The organism is Streptomyces sp. NPDC006012 (assembly GCF_042871185.1).
In the GTDB taxonomy this organism is placed as follows: Bacteria; Actinomycetota; Actinomycetes; order Streptomycetales; family Streptomycetaceae; genus Streptomyces.
In genome coordinates this window covers 307,249-322,936 of record NZ_JBIAIE010000001.1, presented here as the reverse complement: position 1 = coordinate 322,936, position 15,688 = coordinate 307,249, and the positions used below count along the sequence as shown (strand labels likewise).

Below are 15,688 nucleotides of genomic sequence, written 5' to 3'. Positions count from 1 at the left end.
GTGGATCCCCTCAGCGGATCCCCGTCAGTGGTTGCGGGGAAAGCCCAGGTCCACGCCCGCCGGGGCGTCGGCCGGGTCCGGCCAGCGGGTGGTGACGACCTTGCCGCGGGTGTAGAAGTGCGTGCCGTCGTTGCCGTAGATGTGGTGGTCGCCGAAGAGCGAGTCCTTCCAGCCGCCGAAGGAGTGGTAGCCCACCGGCACCGGGATCGGCACGTTCACGCCGACCATGCCCGCCTCCACCTCCAGCTGGAAGCGGCGGGCCGCGCCGCCGTCCCGGGTGAAGATCGCGGTGCCGTTGCCGAACGGCGAGGCGTTGATGAGGGCCAGGCCCTCCTCGTAGGTGTCGGCGCGCAGCACGCACAGCACCGGGCCGAAGATCTCGTCCTGGTACGCCTTCGCGCTGGTCGGCACCTTGTCGAGCAGCGAGATGCCGATCCAGTGGCCGTCCTCGAAGCCCTCGACGGTGTACCCGGTGCCGTCGAGCACGACCTCCGCGCCCTCGGCCGCGGCACCCCGTACGTACGACGCCACCTTGTCGCGGTGCACGGCGCTGATCAGCGGGCCCATCTCGCTGGCCGGGTCGTTGCCCGGACCGATCTTGATCTTCTCGGCGCGCTCGCGGATCTTCTCGACCAGCGTGTCGCCGATCGCGCCGACGGCCACGACCGCCGAGATCGCCATGCAGCGCTCGCCCGCGGAGCCGTAGGCGGCGCTGACGGCCGCGTCGGCCGCCGCGTCCAGGTCGGCGTCCGGCAGGACCAGCATGTGGTTCTTGGCGCCGCCCAGGGCCTGCACGCGCTTGCCGTTCGCGGAGGCCGTGGTGTGGATGTGGCGGGCGATCGGGGTGGAGCCGACGAACGAGACGGCCTTGACGTCCGGGTGCTCCAGGAGGCGGTCGACGGCCGCCTTGTCGCCGTGCACGACGTTGAAGACGCCGTCCGGCAGACCGGCCTCGGCCAGCAGTTCGGCGATCCGGACGGACGCCGACGGGTCCTTCTCGGACGGCTTCAGCACGAACGTGTTGCCGCACGCGATGGCGATCGGGAACATCCACATCGGGACCATCACCGGGAAGTTGAACGGCGTGATGCCCACGACGACGCCCAGCGGCTGACGGATGCCCGCCACGTCCACCCGGGTGGCGACCTGGGTGGACAGCTCGCCCTTGAGCTGCACGTTGATGCCGCACGCGAGGTCGACGACCTCCAGGCCGCGGGCGACCTCGCCGAGCGCGTCGGAGTGCACCTTGCCGTGCTCGGCGGTGATCAGTTCGGCGATCTCGTCGCGGTGGGTGTCCAGCAGCGCGCGGAAGCGGAAGAGGATCTCCGTGCGCTTGGCCAGTGAGGACTGGCCCCAGGTCGCGAAGGCGTCCTTGGCCGCCGCGACGGCGGTGTCCACCTCCTCGACGGTCGCGAACGCGACCTTGGTGGTGACCGCCCCGGTCGCCGGGTCGGTGACCGGCCCGTACGTCCCCGAGGCGCCGTCGACGGCCTTGCCGCCGATCCAGTGGTTGACGATCTTCGTCATGGCCGGGTTACTCCTTCAGAGATGGCGGCGTCGGGTCGCCACGTGACGTTCGTACAGCTCACGTGCCTTGACCGCGGACGGGCGGGTCGCGGTCTCGGCCACGGGTACATCCCACCAGGCCTGCGCGGGAGGCGGCCCCGACACAGTGTCGGCCGTTTCGGTCTCCACGTAGACACATGTGGGAGTGTCGGCGGCGCGCGCCTCGGCGAGCGCGGCGCGCAGGTCCGCCACGGTCCTGGCGCGCAGCACCCGCATGCCGAGGCTGGCGGCGTTGGCGGCCAGGTCGACGGGGAGCGGGGCGCCGGTGTGGGTGCCGTCCGCGGCCGGGTACCGGTAGGCGGTGCCGAAGCGTTCGCCGCCCACCGACTCCGAGAGGCCGCCGATGGACGCGTAGCCGTGGTTCTGCACCAGCAGCAGCTTGATGGCCACGCCCTCCTGCACCGCGGTGACGATCTCGGTCGGCATCATCAGATACGTCCCGTCGCCGACCAGCGCCCACACCGGGCGGTCGGGTGCGGCCAGCTTCACCCCGATGGCGGCGGGGATCTCGTAGCCCATGCAGGAGTAGCCGTACTCCAGGTGGTACTGGTCCCGGGACCGGGCCCGCCACAGCTTGTGCAGGTCGCCGGGGAGCGAACCGGCCGCGTTGATGACGATGTCGCTCTCGTCGACGATCGCGTCGAGCGCGCCGAGGACCTGCGCCTGGGTGGGCCGGGCGTCCGGCGCGTCGGCCTCGTAGGAGGCGTCCACGCGCTGTTCCCAGCGTTCCTTGTCGTCGGTGTACGCGGCGACGTAGTCGTCGGCCACCTGCCGGCCGTCCTCGGCCAGCGCCGCGGTCAGCGCGCGCAGGGCGTCCCGGGCGTCGGCGACGAGCGGCAGCGCGGCGAGCTTGTGGCTGTCGAAGGCGGCGACGTTCAGGTTGAGGAAGCGGACGTCCGGGTTCTCGAACAGGGTGCCCGAGGCGGTGGTGAAGTCGGTGTAGCGGGTGCCGACGCCGATCACCAGGTCGGCGGTGCGGCCCAGTTCGTCGGCCGGCGCCGTGCCGGTGTGGCCGATGCCGCCGACGTCCTGCGGGTGGTCGTGGCGGAGCGAGCCCTTGCCGGCCTGGGTGGACGCGACCGGGATGCGGGTGGCCGCGGCGAACTCGGCCAGCGCTTCTTCGGCACGGCTGTGGTGGACGCCGCCGCCCGCGACGACGAGGGGCCGCCGGGCCGCGCGGATCGCCTTCACGGCGGCGGCGAGTTCGACCGGGTCGGCCTGCGGCCGGCGCACGGTCCACACCCGTTCGGCGAAGAACTCCTCGGGCCAGTCGTACGCCTCGGCCTGCACGTCCTGCGGCAGGGCGAGGGTGACGGCGCCGGTCTCGACGGGATCGGTGAGGACCCGCATGGCCTGCAACGCGGCCGGGATCAGGGCCTCCGGCCGGTTGATCCGGTCGAAGTACCGGGAGACCGGGCGCAGGCTGTCGTTGACCGTCAGGTCGCCCGCGTAGGGGACTTCGAGCTGCTGGAGCACCGGGTCGGCGGGGCGGGCGGCGAACACGTCGCCGGGCAGCAGCAGGACCGGGAGGCGGTTGATGGTGGCCAGTGCGGCGCCGGTGACCAGGTTGGTGGCGCCGGGGCCGATGGACGCCGTCACCGCGTGCGTGGACAGCCGGCCCGACTGGCGTGCGTAGCCGACCGCCGCGTGCACCATGGACTGCTCGTTGCGGCCCTGGTGGTAGGGCATGACGTCGGCGTACTCGACGAGCGCCTGCCCGATCCCGGCGACGTTGCCGTGGCCGAAGATGCCCCAGGTCGCGCCGATCAGCCGCTGCCGTTCGCCGTCCCGCTCCGTGTACTGGGCGGACAGGAAGCGGACGAGCGCCTGCGCGACGGTGAGCCGTGTCGTTGACGTCGTCGAGGTCGATGCGGTCATCGGTAACCCCCCGTGCTCTCTACGTGGTCTGGGTGGAAGCAGATCCGCCACTCCCGCGTCGCGCCCGGTCCCGCCATGACGTTGAGGTAGTACATGTCGTGCCCGGGCTGGGCGATGGCGGGGCCGTGCCATCCGTCGGGTACGAGGACGACGTCACCGGAACGGACCTCGGCGAGCACGTCGGACCCTCCCGGACGGGAGGGGAACACCCGCTGGTAGCCGAGACCGTTCGGACCGTCGATCTCGAAGTAGTAGATCTCCTCCAGCTCGGACTCCTCGCCCGGCCGGTGCTCGTCATGCTTGTGCGGCGGGTACGAGGACCAGTTGCCGCCGGGGGTGATGACCTCCACGGCGATCAGCTTGTCGCAGTCGAACGCATCGGCGGAGGCGAAGTTGCGCACCAGACGGGCGCTGATGCCGCTGCCGCGGTGTTCGACGGGGACCTCCGGCGCGGGGCCGTAGCGGGCGGGGAGTCGTCGCTCGCACTTCGCTCCTGCCAGGGCGAAGCGGCCTCCCGCGCCGGAGGCGATCTGGACCCGGGCGTCCCGGGGCGCGTACACGAAGTCCGAGGCGGAGGCGAACACGCTCTCCCTGCCGCGGATTTGGAATTCCTCGTCCTCCACCCGCACGGTACAGGCGCCGCTGAGCGGAAGCACGATCCATTCACTGTCCCCGGAGGTGAACATATGGGTGGCCCCGGGGGTCAGTTCGACGATGCGCAGGCTGCTGGTCGTCAGGGCGGCCCGTTCGGGGCCGATGTCGAGCGCGTACTGGTCGCCCGCGGTCGACCCCGCGGGGAGGTACAGGTCGTTGCTGGTCATGCGGCCCTCACAGCAGTCCGACGGCGGTGTCCACGGCGGCGGTCACGTCCCCGTCCGCCGGATACAGCAGCGAGCGGCCGACCACCAGACCCTGCACGGTGGGGAGCCGGAGCGCGCCGCGCCACTTCTCGTACGCCGCCTCCTGGTCCGCGGGGGTGCCGCCGATCTCACCGCCGAGCAGCACGGCGGGCAGCGTGGAGGTCGCCATGACCTCGGCCATGTCGTCGGGGTGTTCGGTGACCGGGACCTTCAGCCAGGTGTAGGCGGAGGTGCCGCCGAGGCCCGAGGCGATGGCTATCGAGCGGGTGACGGCCTCGGCCGACAGGTCGTTCTTCAGCCGGCCCTCGGGGGTGCGGCGGCTGATGAACGGCTCGACGAACACCGGCAGCCGGCGCTCGGCCATCGCGTCGATGGCGCGGGCGGTGGACTCCAGGGTGGTCAGCGAGCCGGGGTCGGAGTAGTCGATGCGCAGCAGCAGCTTGCCCGCGTCGAAGCCGAAGCGCTCGATGTCCTCGGGGCGGTGGCCGGTGAAGCGGTCGTCGAGTTCGAAGGCGGCGCCCTGGATGCCGCCGCGGTTCATGGAGCCCATGACGATCTTGTTGTCGAGGGCGCCGAGCAGCAGCAGGTCGTCGAGGATGTCCGCGGTGGCGAGGACGCCGTCCACGCCGGGGCGGGAGAGCGCGAGGCACAGCCGCTGAAGCAGGTCGGCGCGGTTGGCCATGGCGAGCTTGCGGCCGCCGACGCCGAGGGCGCCGCGGGCCGGGTGGTCGGCGGCGACGATCATCAGCCGGCCGCTGTCGCCCAGCAGCGGGCGGCGCGGGCGGCGGGCCGCCGCCTCGGCGATCGCCTCGGGGTGGTGGGTGCGGGTGCGCGCCAGCGCGGAGACGTCCACGCTCGGGCGCGCACCGTCGCGGTCGCTGCCGGTGGTGGTCCGGTGGGTGCCGGTGGTCCCGGCGGCGGCGGTCACAGCACCGCTCCCGCCGCGAGCGCGGCGTCCACCTCGTCGGAGGTGGGCATCGCGGAGGAGCACTCAAGGCGGGAGGCGACGATGGCGCCGGCCGCGTTGGCGTGCCGCATGACCGTCTCCAGGTCCCAGCCGGCCAGCAGGCCGTGGCAGAGGGAGCCGCCGAAGGCGTCCCCCGCGCCGAGTCCGTTGAGGACGTCGACCGGCAGCGGCGGCACCTCGGCGGACTCGCCGCTCCGGCTGACCGCGAGGACGCCCTTGGGGCCCTGCTTGACCACGGCGAGCTCGACGCCGGCGTCGAGGAGTGCCCGGGCGGCGGCGTGCGGCTCGCGGACGCCGGTGGCGACCTCCACCTCGTCGAGGTTGCCGACGGCGACGGTGGTGTGCCGCAGCGCCTCGGCGTAGAAGGGGCGGGCCGCGTCCGGGTCGGACCAGAACATCGGGCGCCAGTCGAGGTCGAAGACCGTCGTACCGGACCTGTCGCGCTGGGCGAGGGCCGCCAGGGTCGCCGTGCGGCTGGGCTCCTCGCTCAGGCCGGTGCCGGTGACCCAGAAGATACGGGCGTCCCGTACGGCCTGGAGGTCCAGTTCGTGGGCGTCGATCTCCAGGTCGGGCGCCTTGGGCTGCCGGTAGAAGTAGAGCGGGAAGTCGTCCGGCGGGAAGACCTCGCAGAAGGTGACCGGGGTCGGCAGGCCGGGAACCGGGGTGACCCAGCGGTCGTCGACGCCGAAGCCGCGCAGGGCCTCGTGCAGATAGGCGCCGAAGGCGTCGTCGCCGGTGCGGGTGATCACGGCGGTGCTCCGGCCGAGGCGGGCCGCGGCGACCGCGACGTTCGTCGCCGATCCGCCGAGGAACTTGCCGAAGGAGGTCACCTGGGCGAGCGGCACTCCGGTCTGCAACGGATACAGATCCACCCCGATCCGCCCCATCGTGATCAGGTCGTACGCCATCGGGTTCCCTTCCTCGGCACAAGGCTCACCCCCGGTTTCTAGCCCCGTTCGGGGAGCCCTGTCAATACTTTGTCCAGACATTCGGACCAGAGCTTGACACCTCTCCTCCGCGCGCCGCACGCTGGCGGCCATGACGTCATCGCCACCTCAGTCTCCCGCGCCCGGCCTGTCCCGCATCCGTGTCGGATCGGCACCCGACTCCTGGGGCGTGTGGTTCCCGGACGATCCCCAGCAGGTGCCCTGGCAGCGCTTCCTCGACGAGGTCGCCCAGTCCGGCTACGAGTGGATCGAGCTGGGCCCGTACGGGTACCTGCCGTCCGATCCGGCCGTCCTCGCCGAGGAGACCTCCCGGCGCGGCCTGAAGGTGTCGGCGGGCACCGTCTTCACCGGACTGCACCACGGCACGGCGGTGTGGGACAAGACCTGGGCGCACGTCTCCGACATCGCGGCCCTCACCCAGGCCATGGGCGCCCGGCACCTGGTCGTCATCCCGTCCTTCTGGCGCGACGACAAGACCGGCGAGGTGCTGGAGCCGGACACGCTCACGCCCGAGCAGTGGCGCAACCTCACCTCGCTGACCGAGCGGCTCGGCCGGGAGGTGCGCGAGCGCTACGGCCTGGAGATCGTCGTCCACCCGCACGCCGACACCCATATCGACAGCGAGGAGAACGTCGTCCGCTTCCTCGACAGCACCGACTCCTCCCTGGTGTCGCTCTGCCTGGACACCGGGCACTACGCGTACTGCGGCGGGGACAGCGTCAAGCTGATCGAGACCTACGGCGAGCGCATCGGCTACCTGCACCTCAAGCAGGTGGACCCGGAGATCCTCGCCGAGGTACGGGCGAACGAGATCCCCTTCGGGCCCGCGGTCGCCAAGGGCGTCATGGTCGAGCCGCCGTCCGGCGTGCCCGCGCTCGGCCCGGTCCTGGAGGCGGCCGGGAAGCTGGACGTCGACCTGTTCGCGATCGTCGAGCAGGACATGTACCCCTGCGAGCCGGACCGGCCGCTGCCGATCGCCCAGCGGACCCGGGCGTTCCTGCGGTCCTGCGGCGCCTGAGGGCACCCGCTCCGCCGCACGCTCCGGCTTGGCCTTTGTCACAGATACCCGCTTTCTGTAACACACGTCACATCTCAGCGGATCCTTGGTCACACCCGGCCAACAGCCGCTTTCCCGTACGCGCGCCACGTCGTTCACCCGGCACAGGCTGGTGATCGCCAGCGCAGCGCCCGGCTCCTCCGACGGCCGCCCCGGTCGCCGTCGCGGCGCGCGCAGGGAGGTGCGACTCATGACCGACCGAAGGCTCTGGTCCTACAAGGAGATCGCGGCACACATCCGGGTGCAGCCGGACACCGTACGGTCCTACCGCAAGCACGGGCTGCTGCCCCCGCCCGACCACGTGGAGGGCGGCAAGCCCTACTGGTACGCCGACACCGTCCGCGCCTGGGTCGCCTCCCGCCCCCGCAACCGCGGCCGGCGCCAGGACTGACGTCGGGCGGGCGGCGGACAGCTCTCAGGCCCACGGCTCGATGACCGTGACCCCTGCCCTTCCGGCACCGGCCCCGGTCTTCCCGGCGTCCGCCGCCCCGGCCACTGCCGCCCCCGCTGCCGTGCCCATCGCCGCCAGTGCGGCCGGTGCCGCGTCCAGCGGGATCACCGTCGTCACCAGCCGGTCGGGGCGCAGCACACCTGCCCGGACCAGCTCCAGCATCGCCGGGTAGGCGTGTGCGGCCATGCCGTGGCTGCCGAGGAGTTCCAGTTCCAGGGCGATGACGCGGGCCATGGGGACCGGGGTGCCGCCGTCCGCGGCGGGCAGCAGGCCCACCTGGACGTGCCTGCCGCGGCGGCGCAACCCTGCCACCGAGGCCGCACAGGTGGCCGGGGAGCCGAGCGCGTCCAGGGACAACTGGGCGCCGCCGCCGGTCAGTTCGCGCACCACCGCCGCCGGGTCCGCGGTGCCCGTGGCGTCCACGCACTCCGCCGCGCCGAACGAACGCGCCAGGTCCAGGGCTGCGGCCGACACGTCCACGGCGACCACCCGCGCCCCGGCCGCCGCGGCGATCATCACCGCCGACAGCCCCACGCCGCCGCACCCGTGCACCGCGACCCACTCCCCCGCCGCCACCCGCCCCTGCTGCACCACCGCGCGGAACGCGGTCGCGAAACGGCAGCCGAGGGCGGCGGCGGTGGCGTAGGCCATCCCGTCGGGAACGCCGACCAGGTTCACGTCGGCGTGGTCGAGCGCCGCATACTCGGCGAACGAGCCCCAGCGGTCGAAGCCGGGCTGGGTCTGCCGCTCGCACACCTGCTGGTCGCCCGCCGCACAGGCCGGGCAGCTCCCGCAGGCGCAGACGAAGGGCACGGTGACCCGGTCGCCGGGGTGCCAGCCGGTCACCCCGGCACCCACCGCCTCGACGACTCCGGCGAGTTCGTGACCGGGCACGTGCGGCAGGGTGACGTCCGGGTCGTGGCCCATCCAGCCGTGCCAGTCGCTGCGGCACAGGCCGGTCGCCTCGACCCGCACCACGACCCCGTGCTCCGCCGGCTCCGGATCCGGCACCTCCCGGACCTCGGCGGGCTCCCCGTACCGCTCGAACACCACAGCCCGCATCCGCCTCTGCTCCTCTGTCCGGCCCGTCCGTACCGGGCGCTCCGCTGGAGGGCCATTGTCTTGGCGGATCGCCTGACGGACATTCCTTGGCGGATGCCTCGGGGCCCCCGGGCGCCGTCCGGCCGCCGTCCGAGCGCGTGACGGCCGGTCCCCGGCCGGGCCGGGGACTCCGGCGGCGGCTCCCGGACTGCGACTCGGAGCACGTCTGCATAAGGTGCGGATAACCGCCTCCGAGGGGACCCGCCGTGACCCACTCGCCGCCGCCCGGCGCACCCCGGGCCCGCATCCCCGGCCCGCGGCGGTCCGCGCCCGCGCGACGCCGGGGCCGCGCGGCCGGGTGGCGGCGCCGGCTGTGGTACCTGCCGGCCGTGCCGGTGGTGGCGGCCCTGTTCGGGTACGCGGTGGAGAACGCCAGGTCGCTGGCGGCCCTGCTGCTGTTCGGCGGTTCGCTGCTCTGTGCGGTGCTGGCGCTGCGCACGCCCAAGGGACACGACCGCGACTCGACGTGAAGCGGGGCGCAAGGACGTGGGTACGGCGGCGCGCGGGGGCGTGAGTACGGCGTGGTGCGGCGGCGCGTGGGGGCGTGCGGCGGCGCGTGGGAGCGGCATCGTGGGCACTGCGTCGGACCGCGCGCGGCCCGCCTCCTTGGATAAATACCCCCTAGGGGTATAATCGGCAGAGTGCAGGCCCCACCGTGGAGTCCATCGGCCCCACCCGCCTCGACGAGGAGCAAGCCATGACCACCCAGACCGACAGCCCGGCCACCGTCACCACCGTCTACAAGGTCAGTGGGATGAGCTGCGGACACTGCGAGGGTGCCGTCTCCGCCGAGATCTCCGAGATCCCCGGCGTCAGCTCGGTGCAGGCCGTCGCCTCGACGGGCGAGGTCACCGTCGCCTCCGCCGCCCCGCTCGACGAGAAGGCCGTCCGCGACGCCGTCGACGAGGCCGGCTTCGAACTGGTCGGCACGGTCTGAGCCGACCGCCGGAGCGCCCTCGGCACCCCGCCACGGCACCTCGCCGCGGCTCCACGACGCCCCTGCCCACCCCCGCCGACCACGGCCGGACCACCGAACCGGATGATCGCGGAGATTTCGACGAGCACGGCGGAAGTTACCGACAGTACGCCGAAGTCGAGGCAGGAGCCCCCTGGAGTCCGAAGCGCGCCTCACATAAGCTCTCCACAAGGCTCATGCATCATCCTCACGCTTGAGCGCCGATTGCCTTATCGGGGCCCTTGCGCATCTAACGGACATATGCAAGAGACGCAGATCACAGTGGTGTGAACGTAACCATCGAAGGGGTTCGACGGTCTAAGTTGACGATGCCAGGCGACGTCTTGGGGGGCGTCGGCTGGCATCTGAGGATGTCTTGGGGGACTTCCTCAGAGATGCGTTGCCGGGGCACGTACACCGGGAAGCTTTGAGCGGCCCTCCCGGTCTGTACGGGTCCCGGCAGATGCACGCATCACTGGAGTACGGCGGGTTTTGCTCGTTGTGCTCACGCAGCGATTCAGGCGCTGCTTTCACAAGCGCCCGGCCGGATCCCGTGGGGGGAATCCGTACCGGGACACGGGAAGGCGCCCTGGTCGTCGGCCCGTGGGGGGACCGGCGTTCCAGGGCGCCTTCTGCGTCCGCGGGGACCCCACGGGGATTCCACAGGCCATCGAGCCTGTGAGGTGTCGGGCCCGCGAGATGTCCGGCCTGCGAGATGTCCGGCCTGCGGAACATCAGGACTACGGGACGTCAGGACTACGGGACATCAGGACTACGGGATTCCTACCGTGTCCGAGTCACCACGGACAGCACAGACGCCATGGAACGGCACAGACGCCAAGACGCCATACACAAACGTGCCCCTCCGGCGCGCGGGCCGGAGAGCGGCCGCGCAGCCGAAGGGGCACGTATGGGGCCGCCCCGCCCCCCGTGGGGACCGGACGGCCTTGACCGGCAGGGTGTCAGCGACCCTCGACCGGCACGAAGTCACGCTCCACGACGCCCGTGTAGATCTGGCGCGGGCGGCCGATGCGGGAACCCGGCTCCTTGATCATTTCCTGCCACTGGGCGATCCAGCCCGGCAGCCGGCCGAGGGCGAACAGGACGGTGAACATCTCCGTCGGGAAGCCCATGGCGCGGTAGATCAGACCGGTGTAGAAGTCCACGTTCGGGTAGAGCTTGCGCTCGACGAAGTAGCTGTCGGAGAGGGCGTGCTCCTCCAGCTTGAGGGCGATGTCGAGCAGCTCGTCGGACTTGCCGAGGGCCGAGAGCACATCGTGCGCGGCAGCCTTGATGATCTTGGCGCGCGGGTCGAAGTTCTTGTAGACCCGGTGGCCGAAGCCCATCAGGCGGACGCCGTCCTCCTTGTTCTTCACCTTGCGGATGAAGGTGTCGACGTCACCGCCGCTCTCCTGGATGCCCTCCAGCATCTCCAGGACGGACTGGTTGGCGCCGCCGTGCAGCGGGCCCCACAGGGCGGAGATGCCGGCCGAGATCGACGCGAACATGTTGGCCTGGGAGGAGCCGACCAGGCGGACCGTGGAGGTCGAACAGTTCTGCTCGTGGTCGGCGTGCAGGATGAGCAGCTTGTCGAGGGCGCCGACGACGACCGGGTCCGGCTCGTACTCGTCGGCCGGGACCGAGAAGGTCATCCGGAGGAAGTTCTCGACGTAGCCGAGGTCGTTGCGCGGGTAGACGAACGGGTGGCCGATCGACTTCTTGTAGGCGTACGCCGCGATGGTGGGGAGCTTGGCGAGCAGGCGGATGGTGGAGAGGTTGCGCTGATTCTCGTCGAACGGGTTGTGGCTGTCCTGGTAGAAGGTGGACAGCGCCGAGACGACCGACGACAGCATGGCCATCGGGTGGGCGTCGCGCGGGAAGCCCGTGTAGAAGTTCTTGACATCCTCGTGCAGCAGCGTGTGCTGCGTCACGTCGTTCTTGAACGTGGTCAGCTCGTCCACGGTCGGCAGCTCGCCGTTGATCAGCAGGTACGCCACCTCCAGGAAGGTGGAGCGCTCCGCCAGTTGCTCGATCGGGTAACCCCGGTACCGCAGGATGCCCGCCTCGCCGTCGAGGTAGGTGACGGCGGATTTATAGGCGGCCGTGTTGCCGTAACCACTGTCCAGAGTCACCAGACCGGTCTGAGCGCGGAGCTTCCCGATGTCGAAGCCCTTGTCACCGACGGTGCTGTCGATCACCGGGTAGGTGTACTCGCCGTCGCCGTACCGCAGTACTACAGAGTTGTCGCTCACGTCTTTCCCTCACCGACGTAGTGCCTCATCTTCGAGGTGCCCTGACTGTCTCTACCATCCCCCATTTGGCTCAGGAGAGTGCACTCGGGGTCGACCATTAGGCCCATCGACGGCACTCAGTGCCGCCAACTTGCTCATCCTGCCCCGTTGTCTGCCCATCTGGAAGTCCCCTGTGACCTTCCCGACTGATTTGATCGATCATTTTCTGTGCTCCAGCCTGAAGGCCAGGGCCGTGCACCGCCGTCCGGCCGACACGGTGCGCACCGCCTGGCCGATCGCCTTGCGCGAACCGACGAGGACGACCAGCCGTTTCGCACGGGTGACCGCCGTGTAGAGCAGATTCCGCTGGAGCATCATCCAGGCTCCCGTGGTGACGGGGATCACCACGGCCGGGTACTCGCTGCCCTGCGAGCGGTGGATGGTCACCGCGTACGCATGGGCCAGCTCGTCCAGTTCGTCGAAGTCGTACGGCACCTCTTCGTCCTCGTCGGTCAGGACCGTCAGCCGCTGCTCGACCGGGTCGAGCGAGGTGACCACGCCCACGGTGCCGTTGAAGACGCCGTTCTCCCCCTTCTCGTAGTTGTTGCGGATCTGGGTGACCTTGTCGCCGACGCGGAAAACACGGCCGCCGAACCGCTTCTCCGGCAGGTCCGGGCGGGCGGGGGTGACGGCCTGCTGGAGCAGCCCGTTGAGGGTGCCCGCGCCGGCCGGGCCGCGGTGCATCGGCGCGAGCACCTGCACGTCGCGGCGCGGGTCGAGCCCGAACCGGGCCGGGATACGGCGCGCGGCCACGTCCACGGTGAGGCGGCCGGCCTCCTCCGTGTCGTCCTCGACGAAGAGGAAGAAGTCCTTCATGCCGTCGGTGAGCGGGTGCTGACCGGAGTTGATGCGGTGCGCGTTGGTCACCACGCCGGACTGCTGGGCCTGCCGGAAGACCCGGGTGAGACGGACGGACGGCATCGGACTGCCGTCGGCCAGCAGGTCCCGCAGCACCTCGCCCGCGCCGACGCTCGGCAACTGGTCGACGTCCCCGACGAACAGCAGATGGGCACCCGGGGGCACCGCCTTGACCAGCTTGTTGGCGAGCAGCAGGTCCAGCATGGATGCCTCGTCGACGACGACCAGGTCGGCCTGGAGCGGGCGGTCCTTGTCATACGCCGCGTCGCCGCCCGGCTTCAGCTCCAGCAGCCGGTGCACGGTGGACGCCTCGGCGCCGGTCAGCTCGGCCAGCCGCTTGGCGGCCCGGCCGGTGGGCGCGGCGAGCACGACCCGGGCCTGCCTGGCGCGGGCCAACTCCACGATGGAACGGACCGTGAAGGACTTGCCGCACCCGGGGCCGCCGGTGAGGACGGCGACCTTCTCGGTCAGCGCCAGCCGCACGGCGGCCTCCTGCTCGGGCGCGAGGTCGGCGCCGGTGCGCCCCTTGAGCCAGCCGAGGGCCTTGTCCCAGTCGACGTCCCGGAAGGCCGGCATCCGGTCCTCGTCGGTGCGCAGCAGGCGCAACAGCTGGGCCGCGAGGGAGAGTTCGGCCCGGTGGAAGGGGACGAGATAGATCGCGGTGACGGGCTCGCCGCCGTCGGGTCCGGGCACCTTCTCCCGTACGACGCCCGGATCGGAGCCGTCCTCGGGCGGCTCGGCCAGCTCGGCCAGGCACTCGATGACCAGGCCGGTGTCGACCTGGAGCAGCTTGACCGCGTCGGCGATGAGCCGTTCCTCGGGCAGGAAGCAGTGGCCCTGGTCGGCGGATTGCGACAGCGCGTACTGCAGGCCCGCCTTGACGCGCTCCGGGCTGTCGTGCGGAATGCCGACGGACTGGGCGATCTTGTCAGCGGTGAGGAAGCCGATGCCCCAGACGTCGGCGGCCAGCCGGTACGGCTGGTTCTTCACGACGGAGATGGACGCGTCACCGTACTTCTTGTAGATCCGCACGGCGATGGACGTGGACACCTCGACGGTCTGGAGGAACAGCATGACCTCTTTGATCGCCTTCTGCTCCTCCCAGGCGTCGGCGATCCTCCCGGTGCGCTTCGGGCCGAGGCCGGGCACCTCGATCAGCCGCTTCGGCTCCTCCTCGATGATCCGCAGCGTGTCCAGGCCGAAGTGCTGGGTGATGCGGTCGGCGAAGACCGGCCCGATGCCCTTGACCAGGCCCGAACCGAGGTAGCGCCGGATGCCCTGGACGGTCGCCGGCAGCACGGTGGTGTAGTTCTCGACGGTGAACTGCTTGCCGTACTGCGGATGGGAGCCCCACCGGCCCTCCATCCGCAGCGACTCCCCCACCTGCGCGCCGAGCAGCGCGCCGACCACCGTGAGCAGGTCCGCGGCGCCTCTGCCGGTGTCTACGCGGGCGACGGTGTAGCCGTTGTCCTCGTTGGCGTACGTGATCCGCTCCAGCACACCTTCGAGTACGGCGAGCTTCCGCTCGGCCGTCTCGTTCCCCACCTGCTGCACCATGCTCCGACGGTACCGCCGGGCTGCGACAGTGCCGTCCGGCCGGGTCAGCGGGGGGGTCGGCGGGGTCGGTTGCAGGTCAGCGAGGGGGGTGCTTCTTGAGTGCTTCGAGGAAGGTGGTGAAGGCGTCGGCGGGGAAGGTGAGGGCGGTTCTGGCCGGGGCCTTGGAGTCGCGGACGGCGACATGGGTCGGCGAGTCGGCAATTTCCACACAGTTGTTGCCGTCGCCGCCACCGGAGTAGGACGACTTGCGCCAGTTGCAGAATATGATCACCGCGCACCTCACAGTTCCTTGGCCAGCCCGTGGATGAAGTCGCGTGACCGTTCCAGGTCCAGCGACACAGCTTCCACTCTACGGAACAGTGTTCGAAACACGCCGAGTTGGGCTTCGGAGTCAATGAAGGCCGTACCGTGAGGCGCGTCACCCAGAGCTGTATCCAGTTTCGGCACCGCACCACCCGCCAACATCACGGAGCTCCAGGTTCCGCCGAAGCAGTCCAAATCGAAGGGGATGACGCGAACGGAGATGTGATCGGCTTCGGAGAGCTCCAGAACGCGAGCGAGCTGTGCTCGTGCGACGCTGCGGTCGCTGACCCTGATACGAAGCGCAGCCTCATGGATCACAGCCTCGTACGGCGCAGGAGCCGGAGCTTCGAAGATCACCTTCCGTTGCATCCGATGACGAACACGTAGTTCGAGCTCCTCAGGAGGAACCTCAGGGATCCTGGACGAGAAAGCGGCGCGAGCGTACGCATCCGTCTGAAGCAGACCAGGAACGATCAGGAACTCCACGTCCCGGCGGTAGGTCGAGTGATGTTCCAACTCAGCGATGTCCAGAAACGGTGTGGGGAGCAAGCCCCGGTACTCCTCCCACCAGCCGCGCGTTCGATCGGTAGCCATGGCTACCAGGGCGTCGACCAGCCCATCGTCCGTGCAGGCGTAATTGGAGGCAAGGCGCCGAAGGCGTACTTCGCTCACCCCTGACAGGCCGGACTCGATCTGGCTGATCTGGACGGAGCTCACGCCAAGCATGGCTGCCGCCTCACGAGCACTGATACCTGCCGCGTCACGAAGCCTGCGCAGTTCGACCGCCAAACGCATCTGTCGTGCCGTTGGTTCGCGCCTCGTGCTCATTGACCGTTCCCCGCCCCAATACGCCTGTGATCGCGACTCGTTCGTGGGTCAGATTACGGGACCAGCTTG

The 15,688-nt window shown here is 70.6% G+C and carries 14 protein-coding genes; 4 read left to right on the top strand and 10 right to left on the bottom strand.

Annotation, left to right across the window (positions count from 1 at the left end; all coding sequences use genetic code 11):
• Window positions 1–24: 24 nt before the first annotated feature.
• From mmsA to iolC, 5 genes are all read right to left on the bottom strand, one after another.
• Complete coding sequence (gene mmsA, locus ACFYPJ_RS01440; RefSeq protein ID WP_389008673.1) at window positions 25–1,527, bottom strand: CoA-acylating methylmalonate-semialdehyde dehydrogenase; 1,503 nt, start codon at window positions 1,525–1,527, stop codon at window positions 25–27.
• A gap of 15 nt (window positions 1,528–1,542) precedes the next feature.
• Window positions 1,543–3,444, bottom strand: coding sequence for a 3D-(3,5/4)-trihydroxycyclohexane-1,2-dione acylhydrolase (decyclizing) (iolD, locus tag ACFYPJ_RS01435; protein WP_389008670.1), 1,902 nt, complete (start codon window positions 3,442–3,444; stop codon window positions 1,543–1,545).
• Entirely contained in the window at window positions 3,441–4,265 is an 825-nt protein-coding gene (gene iolB / locus ACFYPJ_RS01430; protein WP_389008667.1) for a 5-deoxy-glucuronate isomerase, read from the bottom strand. The genes iolD and iolB overlap by 4 nt, the downstream gene beginning before the upstream one ends.
• Before the next feature lie 7 nt (window positions 4,266–4,272).
• Window positions 4,273–5,157 carry a deoxyribose-phosphate aldolase gene (locus ACFYPJ_RS01425; RefSeq protein ID WP_389010074.1) on the bottom strand — a complete coding sequence of 295 codons (885 nt, stop codon included), beginning with the start codon at window positions 5,155–5,157 and terminating at the stop codon, window positions 4,273–4,275.
• A gap of 71 nt (window positions 5,158–5,228) precedes the next feature.
• Entirely contained in the window at window positions 5,229–6,179 is a 951-nt protein-coding gene (iolC, locus tag ACFYPJ_RS01420) for a 5-dehydro-2-deoxygluconokinase (RefSeq protein WP_389008664.1), read from the bottom strand.
• A gap of 130 nt (window positions 6,180–6,309) precedes the next feature.
• Between iolC and ACFYPJ_RS01415 the strand changes: the two genes are divergently transcribed.
• Entirely contained in the window at window positions 6,310–7,236 is a 927-nt protein-coding gene (locus ACFYPJ_RS01415; protein WP_389008662.1) for a sugar phosphate isomerase/epimerase family protein, read from the top strand.
• 229 nt (window positions 7,237–7,465) lie between these two features.
• Entirely contained in the window at window positions 7,466–7,666 is a 201-nt protein-coding gene (locus ACFYPJ_RS01410) for a helix-turn-helix transcriptional regulator (RefSeq protein WP_389008659.1), read from the top strand.
• Window positions 7,667–7,690: 24 nt separating this feature from the next.
• Here the strand turns inward: ACFYPJ_RS01410 and ACFYPJ_RS01405 are convergent, their stop codons facing one another.
• On the bottom strand, window positions 7,691–8,788 hold the full coding sequence (locus ACFYPJ_RS01405; RefSeq protein WP_389008657.1) for a zinc-dependent alcohol dehydrogenase family protein: 1,098 nt from the start codon (window positions 8,786–8,788) through the stop codon (window positions 7,691–7,693).
• Between the two features lie 245 nt (window positions 8,789–9,033).
• Between ACFYPJ_RS01405 and ACFYPJ_RS01400 the strand changes: the two genes are divergently transcribed.
• Both ACFYPJ_RS01400 and ACFYPJ_RS01395 read left to right on the top strand, forming a co-directional pair.
• Window positions 9,034–9,297 (top strand): hypothetical protein, encoded by a 264-nt coding sequence (locus ACFYPJ_RS01400; RefSeq protein ID WP_389008654.1) that lies wholly within the window; start codon window positions 9,034–9,036, stop codon window positions 9,295–9,297.
• Between the two features lie 227 nt (window positions 9,298–9,524).
• On the top strand, window positions 9,525–9,764 hold the full coding sequence (locus tag ACFYPJ_RS01395) for a heavy-metal-associated domain-containing protein (protein WP_389008652.1): 240 nt from the start codon (window positions 9,525–9,527) through the stop codon (window positions 9,762–9,764).
• A gap of 980 nt (window positions 9,765–10,744) precedes the next feature.
• On the opposite strand, the gene ACFYPJ_RS01390 is transcribed toward ACFYPJ_RS01395, so the two are convergent.
• From ACFYPJ_RS01390 to ACFYPJ_RS01375, 4 genes are all read right to left on the bottom strand, one after another.
• The gene (locus ACFYPJ_RS01390; RefSeq protein WP_389008649.1) at window positions 10,745–12,034 is read right to left on the bottom strand and encodes a citrate synthase; all 1,290 of its coding nucleotides are present in this window, start codon (window positions 12,032–12,034) and stop codon (window positions 10,745–10,747) included.
• Window positions 12,035–12,232: 198 nt separating this feature from the next.
• A complete protein-coding gene (locus ACFYPJ_RS01385; protein ID WP_389008646.1) occupies window positions 12,233–14,488 on the bottom strand; it encodes an ATP-dependent RecD-like DNA helicase in 2,256 nt (751 codons plus the stop codon).
• A 76-nt stretch (window positions 14,489–14,564) separates the two neighbouring features.
• Complete coding sequence (locus tag ACFYPJ_RS01380; protein WP_389008643.1) at window positions 14,565–14,759, bottom strand: DUF397 domain-containing protein; 195 nt, start codon at window positions 14,757–14,759, stop codon at window positions 14,565–14,567.
• A gap of 8 nt (window positions 14,760–14,767) precedes the next feature.
• Complete coding sequence (locus tag ACFYPJ_RS01375; RefSeq protein WP_389008640.1) at window positions 14,768–15,619, bottom strand: helix-turn-helix transcriptional regulator; 852 nt, start codon at window positions 15,617–15,619, stop codon at window positions 14,768–14,770.
• Window positions 15,620–15,688 lie beyond the last annotated feature (69 nt).

Excerpts from the sequence above, each read along its gene's own strand:
- mmsA (WP_389008673.1), bottom strand. The coding sequence starts at position 1,527 with ATGACGAAGATCGTCAACCACTGGATCGGCGGCAAGGCCGTCGACGGC.
- iolD (WP_389008670.1), bottom strand. The coding sequence starts at position 3,444 with ATGACCGCATCGACCTCGACGACGTCAACGACACGGCTCACCGTCGCG.
- iolB (WP_389008667.1), bottom strand. The coding sequence starts at position 4,265 with ATGACCAGCAACGACCTGTACCTCCCCGCGGGGTCGACCGCGGGCGAC.
- iolC (WP_389008664.1), bottom strand. The coding sequence starts at position 6,179 with ATGGCGTACGACCTGATCACGATGGGGCGGATCGGGGTGGATCTGTAT.
- ACFYPJ_RS01415 (WP_389008662.1), top strand. The coding sequence starts at position 6,310 with ATGACGTCATCGCCACCTCAGTCTCCCGCGCCCGGCCTGTCCCGCATC.
- ACFYPJ_RS01410 (WP_389008659.1), top strand. The coding sequence starts at position 7,466 with ATGACCGACCGAAGGCTCTGGTCCTACAAGGAGATCGCGGCACACATC.
- ACFYPJ_RS01405 (WP_389008657.1), bottom strand. The coding sequence starts at position 8,788 with ATGCGGGCTGTGGTGTTCGAGCGGTACGGGGAGCCCGCCGAGGTCCGG.
- ACFYPJ_RS01395 (WP_389008652.1), top strand. The coding sequence starts at position 9,525 with ATGACCACCCAGACCGACAGCCCGGCCACCGTCACCACCGTCTACAAG.
- ACFYPJ_RS01385 (WP_389008646.1), bottom strand. The coding sequence starts at position 14,488 with ATGGTGCAGCAGGTGGGGAACGAGACGGCCGAGCGGAAGCTCGCCGTA.
- ACFYPJ_RS01375 (WP_389008640.1), bottom strand. The coding sequence starts at position 15,619 with ATGAGCACGAGGCGCGAACCAACGGCACGACAGATGCGTTTGGCGGTC.